Origin of the sequence: Amycolatopsis sp. NPDC050768, assembly GCF_040654155.1 — a bacterium.
In the GTDB taxonomy this organism is placed as follows: domain Bacteria; phylum Actinomycetota; class Actinomycetes; order Mycobacteriales; family Pseudonocardiaceae; genus Amycolatopsis.
On the sequence record NZ_JBFAHL010000001.1, the window covers coordinates 1,236,255 to 1,262,710 of the forward strand.

Annotated in this window: 26 protein-coding genes; 6 read left to right on the plus strand and 20 right to left on the minus strand. The window is 69.7% G+C overall.

What is annotated here, in order from left to right:
* Positions 1 to 99: 99 nt before the first annotated feature.
* Both AB0H62_RS06320 and AB0H62_RS06325 read right to left on the minus strand, forming a co-directional pair.
* Complete coding sequence (locus AB0H62_RS06320; RefSeq protein ID WP_220245495.1) at positions 100 to 1,029, minus strand: aminoglycoside phosphotransferase family protein; 930 nt, start codon at positions 1,027 to 1,029, stop codon at positions 100 to 102.
* Complete coding sequence (locus AB0H62_RS06325; protein ID WP_220245494.1) at positions 989 to 2,377, minus strand: helix-turn-helix transcriptional regulator; 1,389 nt, start codon at positions 2,375 to 2,377, stop codon at positions 989 to 991. The genes AB0H62_RS06320 and AB0H62_RS06325 overlap by 41 nt, the downstream gene beginning before the upstream one ends.
* A gap of 318 nt (positions 2,378 to 2,695) precedes the next feature.
* On the opposite strand from AB0H62_RS06325, the gene AB0H62_RS06330 reads away from it, so the two are divergent.
* Together AB0H62_RS06330 and AB0H62_RS06335 are read left to right on the plus strand one after the other, a co-directional pair.
* A complete protein-coding gene (locus tag AB0H62_RS06330; protein WP_360584454.1) occupies positions 2,696 to 3,040 on the plus strand; it encodes a hypothetical protein in 345 nt (114 codons plus the stop codon).
* Between the two features lie 13 nt (positions 3,041 to 3,053).
* Entirely contained in the window at positions 3,054 to 3,458 is a 405-nt protein-coding gene (locus AB0H62_RS06335; protein WP_220245492.1) for a hypothetical protein, read from the plus strand.
* A gap of 346 nt (positions 3,459 to 3,804) precedes the next feature.
* Here the strand turns inward: AB0H62_RS06335 and AB0H62_RS06340 are convergent, their stop codons facing one another.
* Both AB0H62_RS06340 and AB0H62_RS06345 read right to left on the minus strand, forming a co-directional pair.
* A complete protein-coding gene (locus AB0H62_RS06340; RefSeq protein ID WP_360584456.1) occupies positions 3,805 to 5,070 on the minus strand; it encodes an MFS transporter in 1,266 nt (421 codons plus the stop codon).
* On the minus strand, positions 5,063 to 6,385 hold the full coding sequence (locus AB0H62_RS06345; protein ID WP_220245490.1) for a GH1 family beta-glucosidase: 1,323 nt from the start codon (positions 6,383 to 6,385) through the stop codon (positions 5,063 to 5,065). Before AB0H62_RS06345 ends, AB0H62_RS06340 begins: the two co-directional genes overlap by 8 nt.
* A 186-nt stretch (positions 6,386 to 6,571) precedes the next feature.
* Between AB0H62_RS06345 and AB0H62_RS06350 the strand changes: the two genes are divergently transcribed.
* Positions 6,572 to 7,198 (plus strand): TetR family transcriptional regulator, encoded by a 627-nt coding sequence (locus AB0H62_RS06350; protein ID WP_220245489.1) that lies wholly within the window; start codon positions 6,572 to 6,574, stop codon positions 7,196 to 7,198.
* On the opposite strand, the gene AB0H62_RS06355 is transcribed toward AB0H62_RS06350, so the two are convergent.
* Together AB0H62_RS06355 and AB0H62_RS06360 are read right to left on the minus strand one after the other, a co-directional pair.
* A complete protein-coding gene (locus AB0H62_RS06355; RefSeq protein ID WP_360584459.1) occupies positions 7,171 to 8,040 on the minus strand; it encodes a MerR family transcriptional regulator in 870 nt (289 codons plus the stop codon). The two genes, AB0H62_RS06350 and AB0H62_RS06355, sit on opposite strands and share 28 nt — an antisense overlap.
* Before the next feature lie 149 nt (positions 8,041 to 8,189).
* The gene (locus AB0H62_RS06360; protein ID WP_360584461.1) at positions 8,190 to 9,377 is read right to left on the minus strand and encodes an amino acid deaminase/aldolase; all 1,188 of its coding nucleotides are present in this window, start codon (positions 9,375 to 9,377) and stop codon (positions 8,190 to 8,192) included.
* Positions 9,378 to 9,479: 102 nt separating this feature from the next.
* Between AB0H62_RS06360 and AB0H62_RS06365 the strand changes: the two genes are divergently transcribed.
* The gene (locus AB0H62_RS06365; RefSeq protein ID WP_220245487.1) at positions 9,480 to 10,784 is read left to right on the plus strand and encodes a D-arabinono-1,4-lactone oxidase; all 1,305 of its coding nucleotides are present in this window, start codon (positions 9,480 to 9,482) and stop codon (positions 10,782 to 10,784) included.
* Positions 10,785 to 10,813: 29 nt separating this feature from the next.
* Here the strand turns inward: AB0H62_RS06365 and AB0H62_RS06370 are convergent, their stop codons facing one another.
* Genes AB0H62_RS06370 through AB0H62_RS06380 form a run of 3 tightly spaced genes read right to left on the minus strand, consistent with a single transcriptional unit; the run spans position 10,814 to position 13,162 of the window.
* Positions 10,814 to 11,773 (minus strand): ribose-phosphate pyrophosphokinase, encoded by a 960-nt coding sequence (locus AB0H62_RS06370; protein WP_220245486.1) that lies wholly within the window; start codon positions 11,771 to 11,773, stop codon positions 10,814 to 10,816.
* 43 nt (positions 11,774 to 11,816) lie between these two features.
* Positions 11,817 to 12,467, minus strand: a complete 651-nt coding sequence (locus tag AB0H62_RS06375; RefSeq protein WP_220245485.1) for an NAD(P)H-binding protein — start codon at positions 12,465 to 12,467, stop codon at positions 11,817 to 11,819.
* 41 nt (positions 12,468 to 12,508) lie between these two features.
* A complete protein-coding gene (locus AB0H62_RS06380) occupies positions 12,509 to 13,162 on the minus strand; it encodes a hypothetical protein (RefSeq protein ID WP_220245484.1) in 654 nt (217 codons plus the stop codon).
* A 434-nt stretch (positions 13,163 to 13,596) separates the two neighbouring features.
* On the opposite strand from AB0H62_RS06380, the gene AB0H62_RS06385 reads away from it, so the two are divergent.
* Positions 13,597 to 14,454 (plus strand): CoA ester lyase, encoded by an 858-nt coding sequence (locus AB0H62_RS06385; protein WP_220245483.1) that lies wholly within the window; start codon positions 13,597 to 13,599, stop codon positions 14,452 to 14,454.
* Positions 14,455 to 14,476: 22 nt separating this feature from the next.
* Here the strand turns inward: AB0H62_RS06385 and AB0H62_RS06390 are convergent, their stop codons facing one another.
* From AB0H62_RS06390 to AB0H62_RS06425, 8 genes are read right to left on the minus strand one after another with little or no spacing between them, the layout of a single operon-like run.
* Positions 14,477 to 15,859 carry an amidase gene (locus AB0H62_RS06390; protein ID WP_360584465.1) on the minus strand — a complete coding sequence of 461 codons (1,383 nt, stop codon included), beginning with the start codon at positions 15,857 to 15,859 and terminating at the stop codon, positions 14,477 to 14,479.
* A 13-nt stretch (positions 15,860 to 15,872) separates the two neighbouring features.
* Complete coding sequence (locus tag AB0H62_RS06395; protein WP_220245481.1) at positions 15,873 to 16,631, minus strand: SDR family NAD(P)-dependent oxidoreductase; 759 nt, start codon at positions 16,629 to 16,631, stop codon at positions 15,873 to 15,875.
* Complete coding sequence (locus AB0H62_RS06400; protein ID WP_220245480.1) at positions 16,628 to 18,052, minus strand: aldehyde dehydrogenase family protein; 1,425 nt, start codon at positions 18,050 to 18,052, stop codon at positions 16,628 to 16,630. The genes AB0H62_RS06395 and AB0H62_RS06400 overlap by 4 nt, the downstream gene beginning before the upstream one ends.
* A complete protein-coding gene (locus tag AB0H62_RS06405; protein WP_220245479.1) occupies positions 18,045 to 18,830 on the minus strand; it encodes an ATP-binding cassette domain-containing protein in 786 nt (261 codons plus the stop codon). The genes AB0H62_RS06400 and AB0H62_RS06405 overlap by 8 nt, the downstream gene beginning before the upstream one ends.
* A gap of 5 nt (positions 18,831 to 18,835) precedes the next feature.
* On the minus strand, positions 18,836 to 19,570 hold the full coding sequence (locus AB0H62_RS06410) for an ABC transporter ATP-binding protein (protein ID WP_360584468.1): 735 nt from the start codon (positions 19,568 to 19,570) through the stop codon (positions 18,836 to 18,838).
* On the minus strand, positions 19,567 to 20,379 hold the full coding sequence (locus AB0H62_RS06415; RefSeq protein ID WP_255638577.1) for an ABC transporter permease: 813 nt from the start codon (positions 20,377 to 20,379) through the stop codon (positions 19,567 to 19,569). The genes AB0H62_RS06410 and AB0H62_RS06415 overlap by 4 nt, the downstream gene beginning before the upstream one ends.
* 17 nt (positions 20,380 to 20,396) lie before the next feature.
* Positions 20,397 to 21,341, minus strand: coding sequence for an ABC transporter permease (locus tag AB0H62_RS06420; protein WP_360584470.1), 945 nt, complete (start codon positions 21,339 to 21,341; stop codon positions 20,397 to 20,399).
* Positions 21,338 to 22,828 carry an ABC transporter substrate-binding protein gene (locus AB0H62_RS06425; RefSeq protein WP_360584472.1) on the minus strand — a complete coding sequence of 497 codons (1,491 nt, stop codon included), beginning with the start codon at positions 22,826 to 22,828 and terminating at the stop codon, positions 21,338 to 21,340. The genes AB0H62_RS06420 and AB0H62_RS06425 overlap by 4 nt, the downstream gene beginning before the upstream one ends.
* 85 nt (positions 22,829 to 22,913) lie before the next feature.
* Here AB0H62_RS06425 and AB0H62_RS06430 point away from each other — a divergent pair, with 85 nt between their 5' ends.
* On the plus strand, positions 22,914 to 23,654 hold the full coding sequence (locus AB0H62_RS06430) for a FadR/GntR family transcriptional regulator (RefSeq protein ID WP_220245474.1): 741 nt from the start codon (positions 22,914 to 22,916) through the stop codon (positions 23,652 to 23,654).
* 69 nt (positions 23,655 to 23,723) lie between these two features.
* On the opposite strand, the gene AB0H62_RS06435 is transcribed toward AB0H62_RS06430, so the two are convergent.
* The 3 genes from AB0H62_RS06435 to AB0H62_RS06445 all read right to left on the minus strand — a co-directional run bounded on the left by AB0H62_RS06435 (position 23,724) and on the right by AB0H62_RS06445 (position 26,442).
* Positions 23,724 to 24,317 carry a class F sortase gene (locus AB0H62_RS06435; protein ID WP_220247274.1) on the minus strand — a complete coding sequence of 198 codons (594 nt, stop codon included), beginning with the start codon at positions 24,315 to 24,317 and terminating at the stop codon, positions 23,724 to 23,726.
* A 104-nt stretch (positions 24,318 to 24,421) separates the two neighbouring features.
* The gene (locus AB0H62_RS06440) at positions 24,422 to 25,162 is read right to left on the minus strand and encodes a hypothetical protein (protein ID WP_360584474.1); all 741 of its coding nucleotides are present in this window, start codon (positions 25,160 to 25,162) and stop codon (positions 24,422 to 24,424) included.
* A gap of 248 nt (positions 25,163 to 25,410) precedes the next feature.
* Positions 25,411 to 26,442: a PLP-dependent transferase gene (locus AB0H62_RS06445; protein ID WP_360584476.1), complete on the minus strand. Its 1,032-nt coding sequence runs from the start codon at positions 26,440 to 26,442 to the stop codon at positions 25,411 to 25,413.
* Positions 26,443 to 26,456 lie beyond the last annotated feature (14 nt).

Below are 26,456 nucleotides of genomic sequence, written 5' to 3' on the forward strand. Positions count from 1 at the left end.
ACTCCGCCAGCGATCTTCGGGGAAGCGACGAGTGGTCCCCTTCAGGCGTCGAATGCACGTGCAGCAGCTCATGAATGTGGCGCGGGCCACTCGTCCCGATCAGCGGTAGCGCGACCAGCCGGCGGCTGTGCGGCCGTGGCGGAGGTCGTCGAGACGGCGGCGCAGCTCGGCGCGCACCTGCGGGTGGCTGCGCAGGATCGGCAGCACACTGGTGGTGAGCTTCAGCTCGCGTACGGCCCGCAGCACGGCGAAGCCGGACCAGGCCGTGACGTCGAAGCCGTACGCGCGGGCAAACTCCTGGTAGCGGCCCGGCGGGTCCCCGAACCGCTCACGGCCGACGGCAAGCGGCGTGAGGTCCCACTCGGGCGGGCCGACGCAGGAGGAGTCGAAGTCGCACAGCACCGGGCCACCCGCGCCGGGGATCACGTTGCCCGGGTACGCGTCGCCGTGGACGAAGCCCCTGGCCAGCGGGAAGTCCAGCTCCGCCAGCTGCGCCTCGACCTCCGCGCAGCGATCCAGCAGGAACCGCCGGTCGTCGTCGGCGAGCTCCTCGGCGTCGGACACGCGGGCGCGCACCGCGTCGAACGGCGCCCACTCGGCGAGGCCTGCAGGTGGCGGCAACGCGTGGACGCGGCGCAACAGCCCGGCCAGGTCGGCGGGGGTCGGCGCCGGCCCGACGGACCGCACCTCGTGCCACACGGTGACCAGGTGCCGCCCGACGTGCAGCGGCTGCTCGACGCCTTCGATCAGCCGGATCGCGGGGATGCCGTGGCGGGCGAAATGCTCGGCGACCCGCACGACCGTGCCGACCCGGTGGCGCAGCCGCGTGGAGCCGACGATCCGCACCACGACGGGGGCCGTAGCCAGTGCGTACACGGCGTTGTTGGTGAAGCGCAGCAGCCGCGCGCCGGCCGGATCCAGGCCCAGCTGGGCGCAGGTGTCGGCCAGCGCCCCCCGTAGCTTCGCGGGCGTGAACCGGCCGCCTGCCTCAGGCGGCGTAGAAGATCTTGAGCCGGTCGGCGAGGTCACGGGCGTCACCGTTGTTGCGTCGACGCTCGGCCTCCACCTGCAGCGGGCGCAGGCGGTCCTTGATGCGCTCCGACTTGATGCTCTCGGCGTAGTCGAGGGCCTTGCCGCCCACCTTGGCGCCGTGGTCGAGGTCGCCGTCGAGCAGGTGGTTGGTGGCCAGCGCGCTGAGCATGAACGTCTTGCTGCGCGCCATGTCGTCGGTGTAGGAGTCGACGGCCCTGGTCAGGGCGGGAATCGCGTACTTGGTGTGCTCGGAGTTCTTCTGCGCCAGCACGGTGTGCACGGTGCCGGTCATCGCGTAGACGTCGGTCTCGTTGAAGAACTTCACCCACGACTCGGCGTTGACGAGGTCGGCGCGCGCGAACTCGTCCTTGCTGCGGCCGAGCAGCTTGGTGGCCTGGTCCTCGTTGCCCATCATCGCGTAGGCCCAGGCCTCGTTGGCGCAGAGCACCGCGACGGCGAGCTCGGAACCCGACTCCTGCGCGGCGATCTGGCCGAGCTGGAAGAGCTTCAGCGCGTCGTTCGGGGCGTCGTTGTGCAGGTAGACACGGCCCATGCGGTAGAGGACGTTGGCGACGAGCGGGTGGCTGTCACCCTGTTTGGCCAGGTCCAGCGCGTTGGCGAAGTGACCGCGGGCGGAGTCCATCAGGCCGGTGTCGAACGAGGTCCAGCCGGCGAGGCTGTGCAGGTCGGCGAGCGCCACGAACAGGCGCTGCTTCACCACCTCGGTCGCGGTGGACTCGAGCATCTGCTGGCCCCAGGACAGCTGCGCCACCACGGCGTCGCGGCAGAACCCGCCGCCGTACTGGTAGTCGAGCGCGCGCAGCGCCCTCGTCGCCGCCTCGACCTGGCGGACGTCGGTCGTCCCGATGCGCCCGGGAGCGGGCGTGCGCGCCGGCGCCGCCGACCACGTCCCGGATTCCGAACCGAACACCGCCGCACCCATCGTGACCTGGGCGGCGTGCGCGAGGAACCTCCGTCGCTTCACGGACTCGTCCTCCTCAGCCTGCCGGCCGTCGGACGAACCGACGACCCGTATCGCCGTGGTCTCGTCGTACGCGAGACCCATGTATCCACGGGGGACACCCAGGCCGTCGGCGATTCTCGTGAGCACGTCGTACGCCATGACCTGGCGTCCCTTGAGGATCTCCGACACCTCGGACTGCGACTGGCCGGTCATCGCGGCGATCTGGCGCTGCGAGACACCGTGCTTGCGCAACAGGCGATACACCGCGCTGATCTCCCGGGCCGCCAGCGCAGAGCGCATTTCCTGCTGTTCCCAGGCATCGGGCGGAACCGGGCTGCCGCCGGAACCACCGGAAACCTTGTCGCCAGCACTGGCGTCCATAACGACCCCTCACCGTCCGTTGGGCGTCGGAAGCAGACTAAGCACACCTCGAGAAGCATGTGAAACGAGCAGACAGTGTGTCTGATCGGCCCGGCCGAACTCCACTGACCGCTTACCGTGGAACCTCGCCCGGTCACCGCTATGACGCGGTTTCGACCTTCTATCGCACTCGGTTTCACTTCACTGTAGTTGTCAGATCTCCGTCACCGCCCGGACACCGGTAGCGATCACGGAGAGCGACGAAGACCGGGAGACCGGCGACGACGCGGATGTGCATCTCGCAAGGTGCACACGGGACGAGAGAGCGGTGGAGGGCCAGTGGAGTTCGTTGACTCGCTCGCAGGAGGACATGCCGGGACCGCGATGCGGCCCTTGCGGCCCGCCCCGGGCGCGCCGGGAATCGCGACCGCGACCCGGCCGGTCACCCCCTCCGCCGTGGCCGACCCCCGCACCGCAGGTGTCCGTCACTACGAAGGCGGACAGCTGGTGTGGCGCGTGCAGTGCGGCGACCTCATCAGCCGCGAGCGCGCGGTGACGGTGTTCGTGGAAAACGACCAGGTCGTCGTCGTTTCGCCTCCCGGCGAGACCGCTCGCCTGACATCCGGTCAGCTCGGCCAGCTCAGGGCCGCTCTCAACGAAGCCGCCAAAATGGCGGAAAGGTAACGGTGAGCTCTCCATGGATCAGGTACTCGGGCAGGTCCTCCGCAACGCGGTCTGGGAACGCCTCGACATGCTGTCCGACCTGGCGACGCGAGCCGACGCACAGTCGCTCGTCTCGGTGGCCCGCTCCGAACTGCCACGCCTGACCGAAGGCTGGCGGGCGATGCTGCAGGCCCACGAGCCCGACGAGCGCGGCGACTGCCCCACGTGCTCCACCCGGTGGCACCGCTGCAAGGCGCCGTGCTCGGTGTGGCAGGTGGCGCACGAGCACCTCGTCGCCGGCGGCCTCGCCCCGCAGGCCCGCACGCAGGACGAGGGCAGCGCGAGCCGTCGCCGCGTCCCGAACCAGGCGCGGCGCGCGACGCCCGCCGAAACCACCGGCCGCCACGCGCTGGTGAACCCCCGGGCCGTCACGGCCTGATCCCGAGCAGGCGAGCGAGCGCCGGACCCGACTGCCCCGGTCGGACCGGCACCGGCACTCTCGCCGTGGCCGTGGACTGGTTCGTCCGTCCCCCCGAGCGAGACGAACCAGCCCCGGTTGCCCCAGTCCTCACCGCGATTAATCGAAAATTATCACTGCAGGCTCTAGCGGACGGCGAAATCCGCCGCTAGGTTGAAGATCATCGCAGCCGGGCCAACTCCCTGGCTACGACCACAAACTCCGCGGGCCGGTGCCGTTGCACTCCCCTCCCCCGACCGGCACCGGCCCGCGGTTCCACTTCGGAGTTATCGGGTTTGCCCGATTACCACTCTGATCACCAGACTGATCACCGGACGGCTTTCACTCGCGTGACGAGCACACCCGCGAGGACCGTCGCCAGTGCCGCCGCCCCGAAAAGTGCCGGGTAGCCGCCGAGGAACTCGAGGATCAGCGTCGTCAGCAACGGTGCCACGACCTGAGGCAGCGAGCCGGCGATGTTCACCACGCCGAGGTCCTTCGCCCGGTTCTGCGCGACCGGCAGCACCTGCGTGAGCATCGCCAGCGCCACGGCCATGTACACGCCGAACCCGATGCCCAGCAATGGCGATGCGATCAGTGCCGCCGGCCACGTCTGCCACACCACCAGCAGCAGCGCGGCGATCGCCATCACGGCCGAGGACGCCAGGACGTACGGCTTGCGGCGGCCCGACTTGTCGGAGAAGTGCCCGGCCAGCACGGCGCCGATCACCAGCGCCACACCGTAGAGGCCCATCATGATCAGCAGGCCGTCTTCCGGGTCGGCGTAGTGCACTGAGTCCTTGAGGAAGAACAGCAGGAAAAGCGTGCCGAACGCGTTGCCAAGGTTGATCATGAAGTGACAGCCCCAGGCCCACGCGAAGTCCGGATGCTTGCGCGGCGACACCCAGAGGTCCTTGAGGAACCGCCGGAACCGCATGCTGGACCGGAACTCCAGGGGCAGGCGCGCGTCGGGCGTGCGGAACACGAACGCGCCGGCCCCGCCGAGCACGATCACCGCGCACACCGCGTACCCCAGCGGCAGGCCCGCCACGTCGAGCATCACCACGACAACCACAGCGCCGAGCACCGTGCCGAGCATCTGCGCGATGCCGATCAGGCCACCGACCTGCGCACGCTGACCGACCGGCACGCGATCGGCGACGCCGCAGATGAGCGTGGCGCCGAGCATGCCGTTGAGCCCGGCCTGCACCAGGCACCAGCCGATGGTCATCACGACGACGTTGGGTGCCTCGGCCAGCACCAGCAGCCCGGCCGCGCCGAGGACCGCACCCAGGACGGTCCACGGGTGGCGGCGGCCGAAGCGCGAGACCGTGCGGTCGGACAAGAGGCCGACCAGCGGGTTCGCGACGAGCGCCACCGCCGCGCCGACGCCCGTGACCACGCCGAACACGGTCTCCTTGTTCGCGGCGTCGAGCAGCTCGGCCTGCTGCGGCAGGAGGACCTGGATCGGCGCGTAGATGCCGAGCCACATCGCGATGTTCGCGAAGAACAGCAGGCTCATCCAGCCCCGCCGCACCCGTGTGAGCGGTTCGGCGAGCGCTTCCGGAAGCCGGTTGGTGGTCGTGTCACTCATGGCGGACCAGCTTTCGGTACCAGGCGAAGGAGTCCTTCGGTGTGCGGCGCTGAGTCTCGTAGTCCACGTGCACGAGCCCGAAGCGGGGTGCGTAGCCCTTCGACCATTCGAAGTTGTCGAGCAGGGACCAGACGAAATAGCCGCGCACATCGACGCCGGCGTTCATCGCCTCGCGCACGGCCTGGAGGTGGCCGTCGAGGAAGTCGATGCGTTCAGGGTCGTGGACCTGGCCGTGTTCATCGGGTGCGTCGGCGAAGCTGCAACCGTTTTCCGTGATGTACACGGGTGGGAGGTGCTCGCGGTAGCGGTCCTGGAACGACACCAGCAACTCGCGCAGGCCCTGGGGCACGATCGGCGAGTCGTTGGTGGTCACCGGGTAACCCTCGACCGGGCGCAGCTCGAACGGAAGGGGATTCCCCTCGCCGGGTGCCGCGACGCCTTGGGGCTCGTAGTAGTTGACGCCGTAGAAGTCGAGCGACTGGTGGATGGTGGGCAGGTCTTTTTCAAAGCCGTCGGGCAGGTGCGGGTGGATCTGCTCGGGGTAGGTGCCGAGCAGGACCGGATCGGCAAAGGTGCGGTTGAGGAGGGCGTCGAGCCAGGTTTTGGCGGCTTCGGTCTCCTCGTCTTCGTCGGCGGGCCAGATGGGTGAGTGGTTGTTGGCCGTGCCGATGCTCTCGGCGCCCGCGGCCCGCAGCGCCTGGGTGGCGAGACCGTGGGCGAGGTTCTGGTGGTGGGCCGTCGGGAGCGCGTCGAGCAGGAGGAACTGGCCGGGCGCGTACTCGCCGATGCCGTAGCCGTAGATCGACATGACCATCGGCTCGTTGAGCGGGATCCACAGCTTCACCCGGTCGGCGAAGCGCTCGCCGAGGATGGCGGCGTACTCGGCGAAGTGGTGCGCAGTGTCGCGGTTGAGCCAGCCGCCGTCGTCTTCGAGCGCTTGGGGCGTGTCCCAGTGGTACAGCGTGACGGCGGGCGCGATGCCGGCGGCGCACACGTCGTCGATGAGCTTGTCGTAGAAGGCGAGACCTTCGGCGTTCGGCTTGCCGGTGCCGGTCGGCTGGATGCGCGGCCAGGCGATGGACATCCGGTACGCGCCCACACCGAGTTCCGCCATCAGGGCGATGTCTTCGGAGTAGCGGTGGTAGTGGTCCGCCGCTACCTTGGCGTCCTCACCGCGGGCGATCTTGCCGTCGGTCGCGGTGAAGGTGTCCCAGATGGACGGTCCGCGGCCGGCTTCGGCCGTGGCGCCTTCGATCTGGAACGCCGAGGTCGAGACACCCCACAGGAATTCGGGCGGGAAGGTCGGATAGTCCACCGGCGGAACACACCTTTCTCATCCGGCCACCCGGTCGGGTGAACGTGAAAAGTTCTCATATGCTAGGTCGTCACTCGTCCAGGGGGAAGCCCGCAAGGGCGCTAAAGTCCCAGATCAGACGAGTGGTTCCGCCGCTGCCGGCGGGACGGGGAGCGCAAGAACAGCGAGAAAGACCGAGGAACGACAGTGTCGGAGACCCAGGCGGAGACCACTCCGCTGCGGCGCAAGCCCGTGCAGCAGCGCAGCGCCAAGCGCGTCGAGCAGATGCTCGACGCCAGCGCTCAGCTCATCGACGAGCTCGGCTACGACGCGCTGACGACCACGCTGATCGCCAAACGCGCGAACGTCGCGGTGGGCTCGCTGTACCAGTTCTTCCCCGACAAGCGAGCCGTCGTCCAGGCGCTGACGCAGCGCAACCTCGAGCGCTTCGTGGCCGCCGTGAACGAACGGCTGAAGGAGCTCAACCCCGAGCACTGGTGGAACATCGTCGACTCCGTGCTCGACATCTACCTGCGGATGCACCGCGAGGTCCCGGGCTTCTCCAAGGTCCACTTCGGTGACGTCATCGACGTCCAGCTCCTCGACGAGGAGCGCGACAACAACTCCGTGATCGTCGACTCGCTGGTGGACATCCTGCGGGTGCAGGTCGACCGGCCGGCGGATGAGCTCCGGTTCGCCATCGCCATTGCCAACGAGACCGCGGACGCGCTGCTGAAGCTCGCGTTCCGGCGGGACCCGCAGGGCGACGAGCGGATCGTCGCGGAGGCGAAGCACGTGGTGAAGGGTTACCTGGCGAGCAAGTTCGGCGAGTGATGGCGGGTGGCTTTTTCAAACCACTCGAGGGCTGGGCTGAGTGGAGTTGGTGCGGCCCAGCCGTTGATGGTGGCCAGTAGCCGGAGATAGCGGTCTCGGCGGGGGTCTTGGGCTTGGCGGATGCGGGCCAAGTCTGCCGGGGTCGGGTTGATGTGGTGGAGGGCTTCGGCGCCGTCTGGCCCGTGGGGGTCTGCTTCGAGGTTGATTCCGGCGACCTTGGCGATGACGTCTCGGACCGGCGTTGGAGTGCGGGGCTGGGCGGCGGCCAGGTCGCGGAGTGCGGTGCGGAACTCCGCGTCTTGGGTGAGCTCGGCGAGCTCGACCCAGGCGTCGACCTGTTCGGGGGTGGGATCGTCGGGGAGCTCGGGGGTGAGGGTGCGTTCGATGCCCGCCAGCCACGCGTCCAACCCGCCGAAGACCTCGTAGAGGAACTTCTTGATCAGGTTCCGCCGCTCTTGTGCCGACATCGCGGCCAGCTCGTGCACCATCTCGATCTCCTCCCAGCCAACCCCGTTGCGCGCGACGGCCAGCAGAACCGCGCGCCGCGCCTGGAGCACCTTGATCCACGCTTCGATCGCCTCAGCCTCGCCGGCCGCGACGTCACTCAACTCAGCTTCTCGTCCGACGACGGCTCGAATGGTCTTCAGCCCAACCCCGAGCGCTCTCAAGGTCCGGACCACCCCGAGCCGCGCCACGGCATCCGCGCTGTACCGCCGACGGCCGGCCGAATCCCGGCCGGCCGTGGGAACCAGCCCGAGGTCGGAGTAGTAGCGGACCGCCTTGACCGACAACCTGGACCGCCGGGCCAGCTCGCCGATCGAGAGAACTTCGTCGTCATCCACAGAGACCAGCCTGCCTGCTCCCCCTGTGGGAGGCGCAAGCTTTCGGTTTGTCCACAGGAGTTGTCCACAACTCGTGTCCGCTGTGGACAACTCGGCCGCTGAGGTCTCCGGGTTGTGTGCGGGGACGAGTTCCAGGTCGTGGTGGTGCCTCAGCCGAAGTTCTTGTGTTCCCCGCGGTAAGTCGGCACGGTGCGGTCCAGTTGGTCGCCGCGGAGGAGGTGGTAGGCGTCGAAGCGTTCGGCGAGTTCGCCGGCCTTGGCGTGGCGCAGCCAAACGCGGTCGCCTAGCCGCAAGTCACAGGCGGCGGGGCCGGTGACGGGGGTTTGGACCTCGCCGGCGCCTTCGAAGCCGAGGAGTTTCAGACCGGCCGGGAAGTAGGGAGAGGGGACGCGCGAGGCGCCCGCGGGGCCCGAGGCGATGTAGCCGCCGGCGAACAGGGTGGCGACATCGCGGGCCGGGCGGCGGACGACGGGCAGCGCGAAGAGCGCGGCGGGGCGCGGGTGGAAGCGGGAGTAGCCGTCGAAGAGCGTAGGGGCGACGAGGCCTGAGCCGGCGGCGATTTCGGTGACGGCGGGTTCCGCGCCGGTCGTTTCGATGCTGCCGGTGCCGCCGCCGTTGACGAACTCGAGGTCGGCGATGTCGCGCACGGCGCGGACGACGGCGCCGCGGCGGCGCGAGATCTCGGCGGCTGAGCGGCGCTGCATCCAGCCGATCACGGAGTTGGACACGCCGCTGCCGGCCGCGTCGCCGAGGCCGGCGATCTGGCCTTCGTACGCCATCAGGCCCTTCAGCACGAAGCCCGGCCGCGCGGCGATTTCGCGGGCGAAGGACACGGCTTGTTTCACGGTGAACACCGGCGAGCGCCGCGTGCCGACGTGGACGCCGGGCAGCGGGCGCCACGACGCATCCAACTCGAGGCACACGCGGATGTCCGGGTGGCCGTGGCCGAGGGCGGCGTCGACGAGGTCCAGGTGCTCGGTGGAATCCACCATGATCGTGATGGCCGCGCGCGCTTCGTCCGACGCGGCGAGGCGGCGCAGGGCCTCGTAGTCGGCTGTCGGGTAGGCCACGACGATGTCGCGCGTCGTGCTCTGCTCCACGTGCCACACGGCCTCGGCGAGCGAGTAGCACATCAGGCCCTCGAAGCCGTCACGCCCGAGCACGCGTTCCAGCAGGTAGCGGCACCGGACCGACTTGCTGACCACCCGGATCGGCTTGCCGGCGGCACGACGCACGAGGTCGTCGGCGTTCGCGTCGAACGCGTCCAGGTCGACGATCGCGAAGGGCGGATCGAGGTCCTTCGTCGCGAGGTCGTAGCCGTTCGGAGAGGTGGTCACGGACTTACGGTACGACAACAACGCTTGAAACGCGAATCTCATTCACTTACTGTTCCAGCAACTACCGTAAGGACACTCAGCTCAGCGACGACAAGGTGCGCGATGACTCCGTGGAGCAACTGGGCCGGCACCGCCAAGGCCTCCCCGCAACGGGTGCACCGGCCCCGCAGCACGGCGGAGGTCGCCGATGTTGTGAGCGGTATCGCCGACGCCGGCCGCCGCGTGCGGCCGTGGGGCAGCGGCCACTCCTTCACGGCCATCGCCGTCGCCGAAAGCGACGCGCTCGACCTCACGCGCTGGACCGGCATCGAGACGGCCGACCTCGAAACCCATCGCGTGACCGTGCGCGCCGGAACCACGATCAAGCAGCTCAACGCCGAACTCGACGGCCTCGGCCTGGCCATGACGAACCTCGGCGACATCGACGCACAGACCATCGCCGGCGCGATTTCCACCGGCACCCACGGCACCGGCGCGCGCTTCGGCGGCATCTCGGCTCAGATCGTCGGGCTGCAGCTCGTGCTCGCCGACGGCTCCGTCGTCACCTGCTCCGCCGACGAGCGCCCGGACCTGTTCAACGCCGCCCGCGTCGGCCTCGGGGCTCTCGGCGTGATCACCACCGTCACCCTGCAGTGTGAACCCTCGTTCGTGTTGACCGCACAGGAACGGCCTGAGCCGCTGGAGCAGGTGCTCGAAGGCTTCGACGAGTTCGCCGCCGCGTGCGACCACTTCGAGTTCTACTGGTTCCCCTACGGCAAGAACGCCCTGGTCAAGCGCAACAACCGGCAGCCACTGGGCACCGAGCGCAAGCCGCTGTCGAAGCTGCGCCAGTTCGTGGACTACGAGCTCACGGAGAACGTCGCGTTCGGCGGCATCTGCCGGCTCGGCCGCGCGGTGCCGAAGCTCGTGCAGCCGCTCGGCGGGTTCGCCGCGCAGGTGCTTTCGGCGCGCGAGTACAGCGACCTCTCGCACCGCGTGTTCGTGACGCACCGCGGCGTGCGGTTCGTGGAGTCGGAATACGCGGTTCCACGTGAATCACTGCTCGACGTGCTTGCCGAGCTGCGCGCGCTCGTGCCGCGGCTCGAGAACCCGGTGATGTTCCCCGTCGAGGTGCGCGTGGCCGCGGCCGACGACATCTGGCTGTCCACGGCGAACGGCCGCGACTCGGCCTACATCGCCATCCACCAGTTCGTCGGCATGCCCTACCGCGAGTACTTCGCGGGCTTCGAGGCGATCGTCGCGCAGTTCGGCGGCCGCCCGCACTGGGGCAAAATGCACGACCTCGACGCCCACACCCTGCGCACGCGCTACCCGCACTTCGACGATTTCCTGAGCGTGCGCAAGGAGTGTGACCCGGCCGGCACGTTCACCAACACTTACCTGGACCGGGTGCTCGGCTCGATCTGATCAAAACCGGCCTGATCAAACCGGTCTGATCAGATCGGCTCGAACAGCGAGCTGACCGACTCGCCATTGTGGATCCGCCGCATCGCCTCGGCCATCGCCGGCGCGATCGACAGGATCTTCAGCTTCTCGCTGCGCTCCTCGACCGCGACCGGCACCGTGTTCGTGCAGACGATCTCCAGCACGTCTTCCTGGCTGCCGATCCGGTCGATCGCCTTGTCGGCGAACAACCCGTGGGTACAGGCGACGCGGATCGTGCGCGGCTTCAGCTCTCGCAGGCGGTCGAGCAGCTCCAGCACGGTGCTGCCGCGAGCGATCTCGTCGTCGAGCACGATCACGTCGCGGCCGGTGATGTCGCCGATCACCGAGGTGATCTCCACGCGGTCGTCGGCGTAGCGCTGCTTCGTGCCCGACGCGACGCGCGCGCCGAGCAGCCGCGCGAAATGCGCGGCTTCCTTCGCGTTGCCCAGGTCGGGCGAGACGACGGTGGCGTTGGACAGGTCGTACTGCCGGAAGTGCCGGGCCAGCTCGTGCAGCGCGTGCAGGTGGTCGACGGGCACCGAGAAGAAGCCGTGGACCTGCGGCGAGTGCAGCGTCATCGCGAGCACGCGGTCGGCGCCGGCGGTGACCATGAGGTCGGCCACGAGCCGGCCGCCGATGGAGATGCGCGGCGCGTCCTTCTTGTCCGAGCGCGCGTACGCGTAGTGCGGCATCACCACGGAGATGCGGGCCGCCGACGCGCCGCGCGCCGCGTCGAGCATCAGCAGCAGCTCCACCAGGTGCTCTTGCACCGGCTTCACCAGCGGCTGGATGATGAAGACGTCGCGCTCGCGGCAGTTGGCCTGCAGCTGCACCTGGAGGCAGTCGTTGGCGAAGCGTTCGACTTGCACCGGGAGCAGCGGCACCCCGAGGTGGGTGCAGATCTCCGCCGCCAGTTCGGGATGAGCGCTACCGCTGAAAACCGCGATGTCCCGCAAGGAAGGATTCCCCATCTCTGTGGTCCGGTGGGTACGGATCCAATCCTAGAGGTGCAGGTCAGAGCGCCGAGATCGCGTCCGCGATCGTGTCCTCACCGGAGATCAGCTCCAGCGTGCGGCGCGCGGTGGCCGGTGCGTCGAGCAGGGCGACGACCACGGCGGCGACGTCCTCCCGCGGCACGGCGGCGCGCCCGGTTTTGGGGGCGATCTTGACGTTGCCGGTGCCGGACTCGTTGGTCAGCGCGCCGGGACGCAGGATCGTCCAGTCGAGGTCGCGGGCCTTCAGGTCTTCCTCCGCGGCGGCCTTCGCGTGCAGGTAGGCGCGGAATACCGGGTCGAGGCCCGGCGCGTCGGGAGTGTCGGCGCCCATGGAACCGATCTGGATGAACCGGCGGACGCCCGCACTCTGCGCCGCCTCGGCGAACAGCGCGGCGGCCGCGCGATCGACGGTGTCCTTGCGCGCCTCGCCACTACCCGGCCCGGCGCCCGCGGCGAACACCGCCGCGTCGGCCCCGCGGAGCACCTCGACGACGGCGTCCACATCGGACTGCTCCAGGTCGAGCACCACGGTCACCGCTCCGGCGGCCAGCAGGTCGCCTTCGTGATCGGGGTTGCGCACGATCCCGACGGGCTGATCACCCCGCTCGGACAGGAGCTTCTCGAGACGAAGGGCGATCTGACCGTGTCCACCGGCAATGACGACTCGCATGATTCCGACGTTAGTCCGGTCGCGAAGCCCGCGCAGGTCGGTCAGTCGACGTCGGCGGGGACTTCGGCGGTGCGCAGCAGCAGGTCGTAGGCCATTTCGTTGACCCAGCGCGACACGGGGTCCTCGGCGAGGAGGATGCGCTCGGTGCGGCCCTCGAGGTCGAGGTCGACCTGGGCGTGGGGGTCGGCTGCGGCGATGGCGAGCCCATACGCGCGAGCGCGCGGCAGGCAGTTCGCCACGTAGTCTTCCGTCAGTACGGCAGGCGATGGGAGAACCATCGCGGCCTCGCCGTAACGTGCGAACGGAACCGCGGAGGCCATCGCGGTCCGCCAGTGCCGTGCGACCGCGAGGACGCCGATGATCTCGGCGGCCGGCGCGGGTGCGGTCGCAGCCAGCTCTGGCCAGGTCCAGGTGTCGACGGTGGCGCGATCGGCGACGGGACCGACACCCATCGCGATCCGCTCCGCGTGCACGTCGGTGCGAAGCCGGGCGACGATGCTGACCTTGCGGCCGAGCAGGGTCGCCTCGGGCAGCACAATGCCGTTCCAGCCCAGAAGGGCCGCGGCCTTGCGCGCCAGCTCGTCGACGCTCGCGGGGAGCTCGATCGGCGGCACCACCCGGCTCGGCATCGACCGGCTGCGCTTCGCGCCACCGGCGACCGTCGAGCGCTCGGTGTTCTGAGGTGTAGCCGCCACGAGTTCCGCCTCCTTCAACAACCTGTACCCCTGTGTGCCTTGTGAAACGGGCACATGACTTGAGTACCAGTGCGGCGGCACGGGGTCTTCACGTTGCACGAGTGGCTGCGATCGGCGGCGCTCAGCGGTCGGTGACCGGTCGGTAGGCGGTCGTCGGACTTCAGCCCGACCGTGCGGCCAACCGAGTGAGCCGGAGGTGAGTGGCGTTACGGACCGCCTATGAACGGCTACCCGCGGCCCGGAACTCCACCGTGGCAAAGAGTCCAGCGCGTTACGCCGTTCGGCGCAACCGTGCCGTGTTCCACTGTGGACGTCGCAGGTGGGAGGGGGTCACCCGGTTGGCGGTGACCTTCGCCGCAGCGGTGTCACACCGGCCCGGATTAGGGTTTGGCGACCGTCGATTTCCGTCGAGTTCTGTCGCGTGAGGAGCGAGCATGACGCAGATCCGGCCCCGCCGATCGGTGCTCTACATGCCGGGCGCCAACGAACGCGCGCTCGAGAAGGCCAAGACCCTGCCGGCCGACGCGCTCGTCCTCGACCTCGAGGACGCCGTCGCGCCGGACGCGAAGGAAGCCGCGCGCGAGCGGGTGTGCGCCGCGCTGGGGAGCTACGGAACGCGCGAGGTCGCCATCCGCGTCAACGGCCTCGACACCGAATGGCACGACGCCGACCTGCGGGCCGCCGCGTCCGCCGGCCCCGCCGCCGTGGTCGTGCCGAAGGTGAACTCGGCGGGCGAGGTGCACAACATCGAGCGCGCCCTGGAGCTCGGCGGCGCGCCCGAGGAGACGAAGATCTGGGCGATGCTCGAGACGCCCGTCGCGATCCTGCACGCCGAGGAGATCGCCGCCGCGTCGTCGCGGCTGACGGTGCTGGTGATGGGCACGAACGACCTGGCGAAGGAGTTGCACGCCGCCTTCATCCCGGGCCGCTGGCCGCTGCTTTCCGCGTTGTCGACCGCCGTCCTCGCCGCCCGCGCCACGGGCAAGGTCATCCTCGACGGCGTCTACAACGATGTGAAGGACACTTCGGGTTTCGAGGTCGAATGCCGCCAGGGCCGTGACTTCGGCTTCGACGGCAAGACGCTGATCCACCCGTCGCAGCTGGAGCCGTGCAACCGGATCTTCGCCCCGTCCCCCGCGGAGATCGACCACGCGCGCCGCGTGATCGCGGCCTTCGACGAGGCCCGCGCGGCCGGGCGGGGTGTGGTGACGGTGGACGGGCGGATGATCGAGAACCTCCACGTGGAGGAAGCGCAGCGGGTGCTGGCGCTGGCAGCGGCGGTCAGCGCCTGAATCCCAGGTGGACGGTCGGTCCTCAGCTGACCGGCCAGGGGTGCTGCTCGGGGCGCAGCCTTTCGTACGCGGCAGCAGCACGCAGGACGGCCAAGTCGGCGAAGCGGGGGCCCGCGATCTGCAGGCCGATCGGGATGCCGTCGGTGGTGTAGCCGCAGTTGAGGGCGATCGCGGGCTGGCCGGACATGTTGTAGGGCACCGTGAAGGGGATGTGTTCGAAGGGGCGCGCGGGGTCGTTGGTGGGGGACGCGGCGTCGAAGGCGGGGGCGGAGACGGCGCAGACCGGGGAGAGGACGACGTCGTAGGCGGCGGTGGCCTCCAGCGCCGCGGTGCTGATGCGGTCGATGCAGGCGAAGCCGCGGTAGGTGTCGAGGGCCGAAACCGAACCGGCGGCCTCGGCCCAGGTGGCGATGTAGGGCAGGACGCGGGCGCGGCGGTCGTCGGGAAGGGCGAGCAGGTCGGACCAGGCGCGGACGCGCCAGAAGACGTCGAGGCCGTCGAGGAGTTCGCGGGTGAGGAAGGGGTCGACCGGGGAGACGTCGGCGCCCGCGGATTCGAAGAGGGCTGCGGCGGCGGTGACGGCGGCGGTGATCTGCGGGTCGACGGGAAGGCCGACGCCGGGGTCGAGGTGGAGGCCGACGCGGAGGCCGCGCAACGAAGACTCCAGCGCGGTCCAGTCGAGGGCGGCCGGTGGGAGGCTGAGGTGGTCGCGGGCGTCAGGGGCGGACAGGACGCCCATCAGCAGCGCGGTGTCGGCGACGGTCCTGGTCAGCGGGCCCGCGGCGCGGCCGAGGAACGGCGGATCCACCGGCACTCGGCCGAAGCTCGGCTTCAGGCCGACGAGGCCGCACCAGCCGGCGGGGAGGCGGATGGAGCCGCCGATGTCGGTGCCGACGTGGAGGGGTCCGTAGCCCGCGGCGGCGGCCGCGGCGGCGCCGGCGCTGGAGCCGCCGGGGGTGCGCGAGAGGTCCCACGGGTTGCGGGTCGCGGTGTGGAAGCTGGAAAGGCCGGAGGTGAGCATGCCGTAGTCGGGCATGGTCGTCTTGGCGAGCAGCACGGCGCCGGACTCGCGGACGCGCGCGGCGGCGGGGGCGTCGGCGGCGGCCGGGGTGAGGGCGGTGGCGGCGGTGCCGAGCGGGACGGGCGTGCCGCGGGTGGCGATGTTTTCCTTCAGCGTCAAGGGAACGCCGTCGATCGGGCCCAGCGGTTCGCCGGCGTGCCAGCGAGCTTCGGACTGCTTCGCCGCGGACCGCGCTGAAGCTGCGTCGTACGCGTACAAGGCGTGCAGCTGCGGCTCCCGCGCCTCGATGCGGGTGAGAACGGCTTCGGTCGCCTCGACGGGCGACACCGTGCCTGCGCGGTAGCCCGCGACCAGGTCCACCGCGGTCAGGTCGGCCAGCTCCATCGTTACCTCCGATTCACGAAGCGGGTGGTTCGAAACGTCCGTCGACGGCGGTCCAGCCTCCGTCGACGGCGAGCACGGAACCCGTGACGAACGTCGAAGCGTCCGAAGCGAGGTACACCACGGCGCCGGCCAGCTCATCGGCGCGCGCCCAGCGGCCGAGGGCGCCCTTGGTGGCGTAGGCGTCGTACCAGCCGGGATTCTGCTTGATCTGCGCGGTGAGCGGGGTCTCGACGACGCCCGGCGCGATGGCGTTCACGCGGACGCCCGACGGCCCGAACTCCGCGGCGGCGGTGCGGAAGAGCTGCACGAGGCCGGCTTTCGTTGCGGAGTAAGGGCCTTGGCCCGGCTCGACGGTGGTGCCGCGAATCGAGGAGAACCCGATGATGCTGCCCCGCCCGCGCGCGACCATCGGCCCGCCGAACGCCCGCACCACCTCGAACGCGACGCCGAGGTTCAGCTCGACGACGCGGTCGAACTCCTCGCGGGTGTAGTCCAGCAGCCGCTTGCGAACGTTGACGCCGGCGGTGAGCACGACCGCGTCGAGCTCGCCCAGTTCCTCGGCCGCGCGCTCGACCGCACCCGGTTGAAGAAGATCGATCCCGTACACCTCGGCCACGCGGGTCTCCCGTGCGGCAGGAACGTCGCGGTCCGCGCAGATCACGTGCGCACCGTGCGCGGCCAGCGCCCGCGCGGCTTCGCGGCCGATGCCGCTTCCGCCGCCGAGCACCACGATACGGCGGCCGTCCAGGCGGAAGAGGTTTTCGTAGTTCACGGGCGTAGCACCGCCATCCTCGTCACGGTCAGTTCTTCCACGGCGAAACGGGGGCCTTCACGGCCGATGCCGGAGTCCTTGACGCCGCCGTAGGGCATGGTGTCGGAGCGGAAGCCGGGGACTTCGTTCACGACCACGCCGCCGACGTCGAGCTCGTCGAGGGCGCGGAAGGCAGTGCTGAGGGAGCGGCTGTAGACGCTGGCGTGGAGGCCGTAACGCGAGGCGTTGACGGCCTCGAAGGCGGAGTCCACATCGGACACCGTACGGAGGCAGACGACGGGGCCGAAGATTTCTTCGTCCCAGCATTCGACGCCGTCGGGGACGTCGGCCAAGACCGTCGGTTCCAGGACGCCGTCACGCAGAGAGCCGCCGGCCAGCAGCCGCGCTCCGGCGGCGGTCCCTTTGTCGACCCACTCGACGACACGGTCGGTGGAGCGGGGGTCGATCAGCTTGGACACGCGGGTGGCCTCCGAGCGCGGGTCGCCGACGACGACTTCGGACAGGCGAGCGAGTACCCGAGCCGTGAATTCCGTGGCCACCGAAGAGACGACCAGAACTCGCTGAACCGAGATGCAGGCCTGGCCGGAGGCGTAGAAGCCGCCCCTCAACACAGCGTCAGCCGCCGCGTCGAGGTCTGCGTCTTCAGCGACGACCAGAGCAGCGTTCGAGCCCAACTCCAGCAGAGTCTTGGTCGGGGCGGCGTCACGGGCGATCTGGTGGCCGACAGCGGCCGAGCCCGTGAACGACACCGCGCCGACGCGGCGGTCGGTGACCAGGGCGGAACCGACCGAAGCGTCACCCGTGACCAGTTGCACCATGGCCGGGATGGGCGCCAGCGAGCGGACGAGGTGGACCAGCCACAACGTGGCCAAGGGCGTCTGCGGCGCGGGCTTCACGACCACCGGACAGCCGGCCGCGATGGCCGGCGCGATTTTGTGCGACGCCAGCAGCACCGGGTAGTTGAAGCCCGCGATCCCGACGACAACGCCGATCGGCTTGCGTTTCCAGAAGCCGACGAGGCCGTCGCCCGACGGGAGCAGGTCCAGGGGGACCGTCTCACCGTGCAGGCGGGACACCTCTTCGGCCGCGGCTTCCCAGGTGACGATCGTGCGCGCGACCTCGACCCGGCAGTCGACCAGCGGTTTTCCGGTTTCCCGGACCAGCAATGCTTCGAACTCGGCACTGCGCGAGCGCAAAGCAGCGGCCACGTCGTTCAGCAGCTGCCGACGCGTCCGCGAAGGCAGAGCCTCGACCTCCCGCGCGACAGCCACCGCCTCGTCGATCGCGCGCGTCGCCAACGCCGGCGTGCCGACCGGAGCCGAGCCGATCACACTGCCGTCATAGGGGAAAACCACGTCCGAAGTGTCCGAAGTAGACACCCAACCGGCGCCGATCGGCAGTCCCTCGGGGTAGTCAGGCATCCTCCGCGCTCCCTCCACTCGGCCCTCCAATCAGCCGGGCCAGCTCGGCGCGCAGGTTGGGCGCGGCGGCCAGCAGTTCCCGGGTGTACTCGTGCTGCGGCGTTTCGTAAACCTCCTCGACGTCGCCGATCTCCACGATCTCCCCGCGCCGCATCACGGCGACGCGGTCGCACACGTGCCGCACCACGCCGAGGTCGTGCGAGACGAAAACGAGCGTCAGCGAGAACTCCGCCACCAGGCGCGCCAGCAGGTCGAGGATCTGGCCGCGCACGGAGACGTCGAGGGCGCTCACCGGCTCGTCGGCCAGCAGCACGCTCGGGTTCGGCGCCAGCGCGCGGGCGATGGAGATGCGCTGGCGCTGGCCGCCGGAGAACTGGTGCGGGTAGCGCGAAGCGGCGTCGGCGGGCAGGCCGACGGCAGCCAGCAACGAGGCCACCCGCTCCGGCGACCGGCGGCCCAACGGCTCGGAAATGATGTCCCGCACCCGCATCCTCGGGTCGAGCGAACCCATCGGGTCCTGGAAGACGATCTGCATCGACGACCGCAGGAACCCCAGCTTCCGCTCCGGCAGGTTGTCGATCCGCCGCCCGGCAAAGGAAACCGTGCCCGACGTCGGCCGATCCAGTGCGGCGAGCAACCGCACCAAAGTCGACTTTCCGGATCCCGACTCGCCGACGATGCCGAACCGCTGACCGGCCTCGACGTCGAAACTCACGCCGCGCAACGCCTGAACATCCCGGCGCTTGTAGAACCGCGTCAGATCTCGAACCTCGATCATCGGACTCATCGGGAAGCCTCCAGATCAGAAGCCGCCAACAGAGCCTTCGTGTACGCATGCTGCGGTGCCGTCAGCACCGACCGCGCCGACCCGCGCTCCACGATCTCCCCGTCCAGCATCACCAGCACCCGCTCGCACACCGACGCCACCACCGCCAGGTCGTGCGTGATGAACAGCAACGCGGCCTCAGCGGACAACGAACTCTTGATCAACGACAGGATCTGCGCCTGCACCGTCACGTCGAGGGCCGTCGTCGGCTCGTCGCAGATCAGCAGCGACGGCTCGTTGGCCAGCGCCATCGCCAGCACCACCCGCTGCCGCTGCCCGCCCGAAAGCTGGTGCGGGTACGCCCGTGCGGTGCCCGGCAGCCCGACCGCCGCCAGCAGTTCCTCCGCCGAACGCCCCCGCCGGCCGTGCACGCGGAACGGCTCCGTCACCTGCCGGCCCACGCGCATCGCCGGGTTCAGGGCCGTCATCGGCTCCTGGAACACCATCGACAACCCGTCGCCGCGCAACCGCGACAGCTCGCGTTCGGACGCGCCCAGCAGCTCGCGATCGTTCAGCCGCACCGAACCCGTCGCCCTCAGCTCGTCCGGCAGCAGCCCCATGATCGACAGCGCCGTGAGCGACTTCCCCGACCCCGACTCGCCGATCAGCCCGACGCGTTCGCCCGCGCCGATCGAGAACGACACGTCGCGCACCAGGTCGGCGACCCGCAGGCCTTCCACCGTGAGAGTCATGCCCGGGCCGCCAATCGCGGGTCGAGCCGGTCGCGCAGCCCGTCGCCCAGCAGGTTGAACCCGAGCACCGCCACCGCGATCGCGACGCCCGGCACCAGCGCGAGCCGCGGGTGGACGGTCAGCAGCTCCTGCGATTCCTGCAGCATCCGGCCCCACGACGGCGTCGGCGGCCGCGTGCCGAAGCCGAGGAACGACAGCGCCGCCTCGGCCAACACGGCGATCGCGAACGACACCGAAGACTGCACGATCAGCAGGCCCGAGATGTTCGGCAGCACGTGGCGCGCGGCGATGTTCACGCGCGAGCGCCCGGCCGCGCGCGCCGCCAGCACGAACTCGCTGCTGCCCACCTGCAACGTCCCCGACCGCGCGATCCGCGCGAACGACGGGATGGTCGCGATGCCGATGGCGATCATCGCGGTGAGCGTGTCGGCGCCGAACACCGCGCCGAACATGATCGCCATCAGCAGCGCGGGAAACGCGAGCACGAGGTCGTTCCCGCGCATCACGAACTCGCCCAGCCACCGCGGCGCCAGGCCTGCCAGCACACCGAGCGGCGTGCCGATCACCGCGGCGATGCCGACCGCCACCACACCGACATACAGCGTGGTGCGGGCGCCGACCATGATCTGGCTGAACACGTCGCGGCCGAACTTGTCGGTGCCGAACAGGTGCTCGGCCGAAAAGCCCAGCAGCTTGTCGGGTGCGTTGACCTGCACCGGGTCGTACGGCGTCCACACGAACGACACCAGCGCGGCCAGCACCACGAGCGCCACCAGCACAGCGCCGAGCACGAGGCTGCGGTTTCGCACAGGAGTGAGCGTGGTCATCACGAGCCCCGCAATCTCGGGTCGAGCACCGTGTAGAGCACGTCCACGACGAAGTTCACCAGCAGCACCCCCGCCACGAGCACCAGCACGATTCCCTGCACCGTCAGCAGATCGCGCGACGATACGGCGTCGAGCAGCATGCTGCCCAGGCCCGGCAGCACGAACACGCGCTCCACCACCACCGCGCCGATCAGCAGCGTCGCGAGCTGCAGGCCGAGCACCGTCACGACGGGCACCGACGCGTTGCGCAACCCGTGGCGCCGCAACGCCTGCGCCGGCAACAGGCCCTTCGACCGTGCCGTGCGCAGGTAGTCCTGGCCCAGTGTGTCGAGCACGGCCGAGCGGACGTAACGCGTGAGCACCGCGCCCTGCACCAACCCGAGTGACAACGCCGGCAGGATCAGCCCGCGCACGAACTGCCCCGCGTCCTGGTCCGGCGGCGTCCATCCGCCGCTCGGCAGCCAGCGCAGCTGCACCGCGAAGATCTGCACCAGGATGATCCCGGCGAGGAAGGCGGGGATCGCCACGCCGATCTGCGACAGCCCGGAAACCGTGACCCCACTGGGCTTGCGGTGCCGCACGGCCGCGAACATCCCCACCGGCACCGCGATCACCAGCGCCACCACCATGCCCGCGCCGACCAGCCACAACGTCACGCCGAGCCGGTCGAGCAGCTGCGGCCCGATGGCTTCACGCGTGACGTACGAGCGGCCGAAGTCGCCGTGCAGCACGCCGCCGATCCAGCTGAAGTACTGCGTGACGAGCGAGCGGTCGATGCCGAACTCCGCGCGTGTCTTCGCCAGCAGCGCCGGCGTCGCGTTGACGCCGAGCGCGACCTGTGCCGGATCACCCGGCAGCACGGCCATGAACAGGAACACCACGATCGACGCGACGAAGAGACTCGCCACGAGGATCGCCACCCGCCGAAGCACCTTCACCGTCATGCGGGCCTCAGTCCGGTGAGGTCGAACGACTCGCTGACCTGGTTCTTCGCGAACCCAGTGACCTTGTTCTTCGCCACGATCACGTTGGGGTACAGGAACAACCAGTCGGCGGCCGCGTCCGTGTTCAGCTGGCGCGCGACCTGCTTCATGTCGGCGACCTGCTGCTGCGACGTGCCGCTGTCGGCCTCGGCCAGCAGCTGCTGCACCCGTTTGCTGTCGTACCCCCAGTAATACGTGGGTTTCCCGAACGTCGTGATGTCGCGGGCTTCCACGTGCTGGATGATCGACAGGTCGTAGTCGTGGTCGGTGAACACCTGCTTGAGCCACACCGCCGGGAAGTCGAGCGGTTCGATCGTGGTCCGCACGCCGACGTCGGCCAACTGCGACTGCACCACCTGCGCGGCCGACACGGCATACGGCAGGTTCGGGATCCGCAGCCGCAGGTTGAGGTTCTTCACGCCGGCTTCCGCGAGCAGCTGCTTCGCCTTCGCCGGGTCGTATGGGTAGGCGCCGGAAAGGTCCTCGTACCACGGGTCCGTGGGCGGGACCATGCTGCCGATCAGCGTGCCGCGGCCGTTGAACACGAGGTCCAGCACGGCTTTGCGGTCGATCGCGTACGTCAGGGCCTGGCGCACGCGCGGGTCGTTCAGCGGCGCGCGCTGGTTGTTGAACGCGAGCGTGACCTCGCTGTTGGTGGTGCCCTGCAGCACGGTGAACCGGTCGTCGCCCTGGAACTGCGGGATCGAGTCGGCCGAGGTGAGTGAGGAGATCACGTCGATGCCGTTGCTGAGCAGCGCGTTGTTGAGCGCGGTCGGGTCGGCGATGTACTTGAGCACCACCGTGGAGTACGCCGGTTTGCGGCCCCAGTACGCCGGGTTCTCCTTGAGCACGATGGAATCCCCGCGCCGACGCGACGCGACCTCGTACGGCCCGGTGCCCACCGGCTTGTTCGCCAGGTCGGCCACGCCGGTCGGGCTGAACATCGCGCCGAGGCGGCTGGTGAGGCTGAACAGCCAGCCGTTGCTGGGTTTCGAGAGCACCACGCGCGCGTGGTCGGGCGAGACGACGTCCACGTGGTCGACCACGTCCATGGCCGACTTGATCGAGATCGTCCAGTCGGTCTTCACGCGCAGCAGCGAGAATTTCACGTCCGACGCGGTGAACGGCGCGCCGTTGCTGAACTTCACGCCCGGCTGCAGCTGGAAGTCGTACGTCTTGCGGTCGGGGCTCACGGTCCACGACTTGGCGAGCAGCGGCACGATCCGGCCCTGCGCGTCGAGCTTCACCAGGCCCTCGTAGACGTTGTACAGCAAGGCCTGCGGGATGGCGGCGCCGTCGGCGTGGGTGAAGTCGAAGTTCGCCGGCTCGGCCGTGAAGCCCACCGACAGCGTGTCGGGACCGCTCGACACGCTCGCGCTGGAGCCGGCCGAGCAGGCGGACGCCGCGAGCAGCACCGCGAGCGCCGCGAGGTGGAGCCGGGCTCTCATTCAGCCTCCTGAACCGGCCTTCAAGCAAGTACACTGGTCTGACCAGTAGCCTGAGGTTGGCACCAGACGACGCCGAGGTCAAGGGATGAAGTTCGAGCCGGTGGCCCCGGTCCGCGCCTACGAGCGGATCGTGGAGCAGATCGAGGAGGCCGTGGTCAGCGGCCGCCTCAAACCCGGCGAGCGCCTGCCCGGCGAACGCGAGCTCATGACGCAGTTCGGCGTCGGCCGCTCGACGGTGCGGGAAGCATTGCGCGTGCTGCAGGCCGCCGAGCTGATCCGGTCGCGGCCCGGCGACCCGCGTGGCCCCGAGGTGCTGGCCGCGTCACCGGCGGCGTTGCACCGCTCGATGCACCGGCTCGCCCGCGCCGACCACGTGGGGCTGGCGGAGCTGCTGCAGTTCCGGATGGTGCTCGACGGTTCGGCCCACCTGCTGGCCGCGCAACTGCGCACCGAAGCCGATCTGTCCGCTTTGGACACCGCGCTCGCGGCCATGCGCGCCGGCGCGCAGGAGGGGTTCGCGCAGTTCAGCCGGGCCGACGTGGCGTTCCACGAGACGATCGCCCGCGCGTCCCGAAACCCGCTGCTGGTAGTGAGCGCCGAGGTCGTGCGCGGAGTGGTGCTGGAGCTGATCGAGGACAAACTCTCGCATGCCCGCGACCGTTCGGCGTTGATGCAGTCGTGGCTGGGCCACCACGCCGAGGTGCTGGAAGCCGTGCGCGCGGCCGACGGCGAACTGGCGGCGCGGCTGGCGCGGCGAGCGCTTTATGACAACTACGCGGAGTATGTGCCGGAAGAGCAGCGCGGGCTGCTCACGCCGTTGCTCTGAACCGGCCTGGAAAACGACCGCAGCCCGGCCGCTGGTGGCACCGGGCTGCGTGATCGCGTTCGGGAACGGTCAGGAGACGAGGTTCGCGTACACGACGATGTTGTCCTTGTAGCTGTGCTCGGCGTGGTCGAACACGCCACCGCACGTGATCAGCCGCAGCTGCGGCTTGTCGGTGTTGCCGAAGACCGCCTGCGTGGGGAAGGTGTCCTTGGGGACCTCGTCCTTGTGGTCCACCACGAACTTCAGCTTCTTGCCGTCGCTGCGCTCGATGTCGACCTCGTCGCCGGGGTTGACGTCCTTGAGCTTGTAGAAGATGCCCGGCTGGTGGTTGCCGTCGACGTGCCCCAGCACGATCGCCGGGCCGACCTCACCCGGCACGGGCGAGAGGCGGTACCACGCGGCCTGCATCGGCGTCTTCACCGACGGCACCGAGATCTGCCCGTCCTTGTTGGGCAGCACGGTGATCAGTGACGACTTCGCGCCGATCTTCGGGATCTCCACCGACGTCGGCCTCAGCCCGGTGAACGGTTTGGTCACCGGCACCGGCTTGCTCACCGGCGCGGGCTTCGCGGCGGTTGCCGGGGCATCCGAACCGCAGCCGCTCAGCGTCAGGGAAAGGAGCAGGGCGCCCGCGATCGCGACGCCCTGCCCGCACTTACCAATCCGGCCAAAAGTAGGCCGGCCCCCGCGCGGCACGTAACCGTTACTGCGAAGCCATCCGGCCGTGGCTGTGGTCGGATTGGTAACGATCGGCGCAGTATTCGCCATCAAGCGGCCATGCCGCCGAAGCCGGTCTCGACGCCGCCCTTGGGCGCGTATTTGACCTGCGAGTTGCCGTCACCGTTGGTCGTGCCCGCGGAGCCCGCGCCCGCGCCGCCCGCCGGCGGAACCGGCTGGTCGCCGGTCTGGTCGCCGCCGCAGGTCCAGGTCGCGGTCACGTTGCCGGCGTCGAAGGACACGCCGTCGTGGCGCTGCACGAGCCAGCCCCAGTAGCGGCCGTCGGTCTCGTCCTGGTGCGGGCCTTCGATCAGGTCGAAGTCGGTCGAGGACACGTTGGTCGGCTCGCCCGCGGCGCAGGCGATCACGAACAGGCCCTGGCCACCGTCGAAGTCGACGCCGTAAGCGATGTCGTCCTCGTACGGCGGCTCCTCCGGCGTGGAGGTCTCTTCGGAGCCCGACGTGGTCGGGGTCGACGAGTCGCTCGGCTCACCGGTGTTGCCCGGGTTGCCCGGCTGGCTGGTGTCGGTCGGCTGCCCGCCGGTGGTGGGCGGGGTGTCCGAAGAGGACGGCGCCTCGGAAGTCGGGGCGTCCGAGCTCGGCGTGTCCGAAGTGGGCGCGTCGGACGTCGGTGCGTCCGTAACCGGCGCGTCGGTGGTCGCCGGGGCGGTCTCCGACGTCGCCGGAGTGCTGCCGTTTTCGTCCTGCGCGAAGGCGGAGGGCGTGACGGCGAGGCTGATCAGGGCGCCTGCGAGCACAGCGCCCGCGAGTCTGCCCAGGGTCTTCTTCACGTGTTGTTCTCCCTGGAAGAAAGCGCGGTGACCCCCACCGCGTCCGCTGATCCTGCCGGAGAAATGGGGGGAACACGAAACGTTTTCGACGGTGATTAAAAGCACCGTAAATGGAGGTAACGAACCCGCGGACCCTGGCGATGAAGTGGCTCAACACCGCGCTCACACACACGAAAGCCGGCGGAACCGTGCCTTTACTGTAACAGTTTCCGGCCCGCCGGCGAAGCTCCGTGAATTGTTGACCGAGTTCAGCCCAATGCGGTAACGAGGTCGCGCCAGAGGTCTTCCGGGTCCTCCAGGCCGACACTGAAGCGCAGCAAACCGGCGGGCACGCGCTCCTCACCCGGCAGCCACGCACGCCGCTCCACCAGGCTTTCCACGCCGCCGAGGCTCGTCGCCGCGCGGATCAGCCGGACGGTGGAACACACCTTGTCGGCGGCTTCGGCCGTGGCCAGCTCGAACGACACCATCATCCCGAACCCGGGGTAACGCACCTTCGTGACGGCCGGGTGTTCCGCCAAGCGGGAAGCCAGCAGTGCCGCCGTTTTCGTCTGCTCCGCAAGCCGCACCGGCATCGTGCGCAGGCCGCGCAAGGCGAGCCACGCTTCGAGCGCGCCGGGCGTCGAGCCGATGCGCGTACGCGCGCCGCGCAGCTCGGCCGCGATGGACTCATCGGCCGCGACGGTGATGCCCAGCAACAGGTCGCTGTGACCGCCGATGAGCTTCGTCGCGCTGTGCACCACGATGTCCGCGCCCAGCTTCAGCGGCTGCTGGTGCAGCGGCGTCGCGAAGGTGTTGTCCACGACGACCCGGCCGCGGGTGCCGCGCGCGATGGTCTCGATCTCCATCACTTCGAGCGTCGGGTTCGTCGGCGACTCGAGCCACAGCAGGTCGGCATCGCAGTCGAGCCACGCCTGCGTGTCGGTGGGTTCGAGCTCGGTGACGGTGATGCGGCCCATTTTCTCCGCGTGGTGCATCGCGCCGCGCGTCACCGCGTAGCTGAACGTCGGGACCGCCACGGACGAGCCGACCGGCAGCGTGTCCAGCACGGCCGACAGGGTCGCGACACCGGAGCCGAAGCTGGTGGCGTGGCCGCCTTCCAGCGCACCGACGGCCTCTTCGAGCGCGTGCCAGGTCTCGGTGCCGTCGGAGCGCGCGTAGACGGAGTCACCGCCGGCTTCGAACGTGCTCGTGGCCACGATCGGAGTGTTCAGGGGCTCGCCGGGGCCGTGCGGCCGCCCGGCCGCGATCGCGATCGTGCGCGGTGTCCAATCGTCCATGAAAGACACCGTAG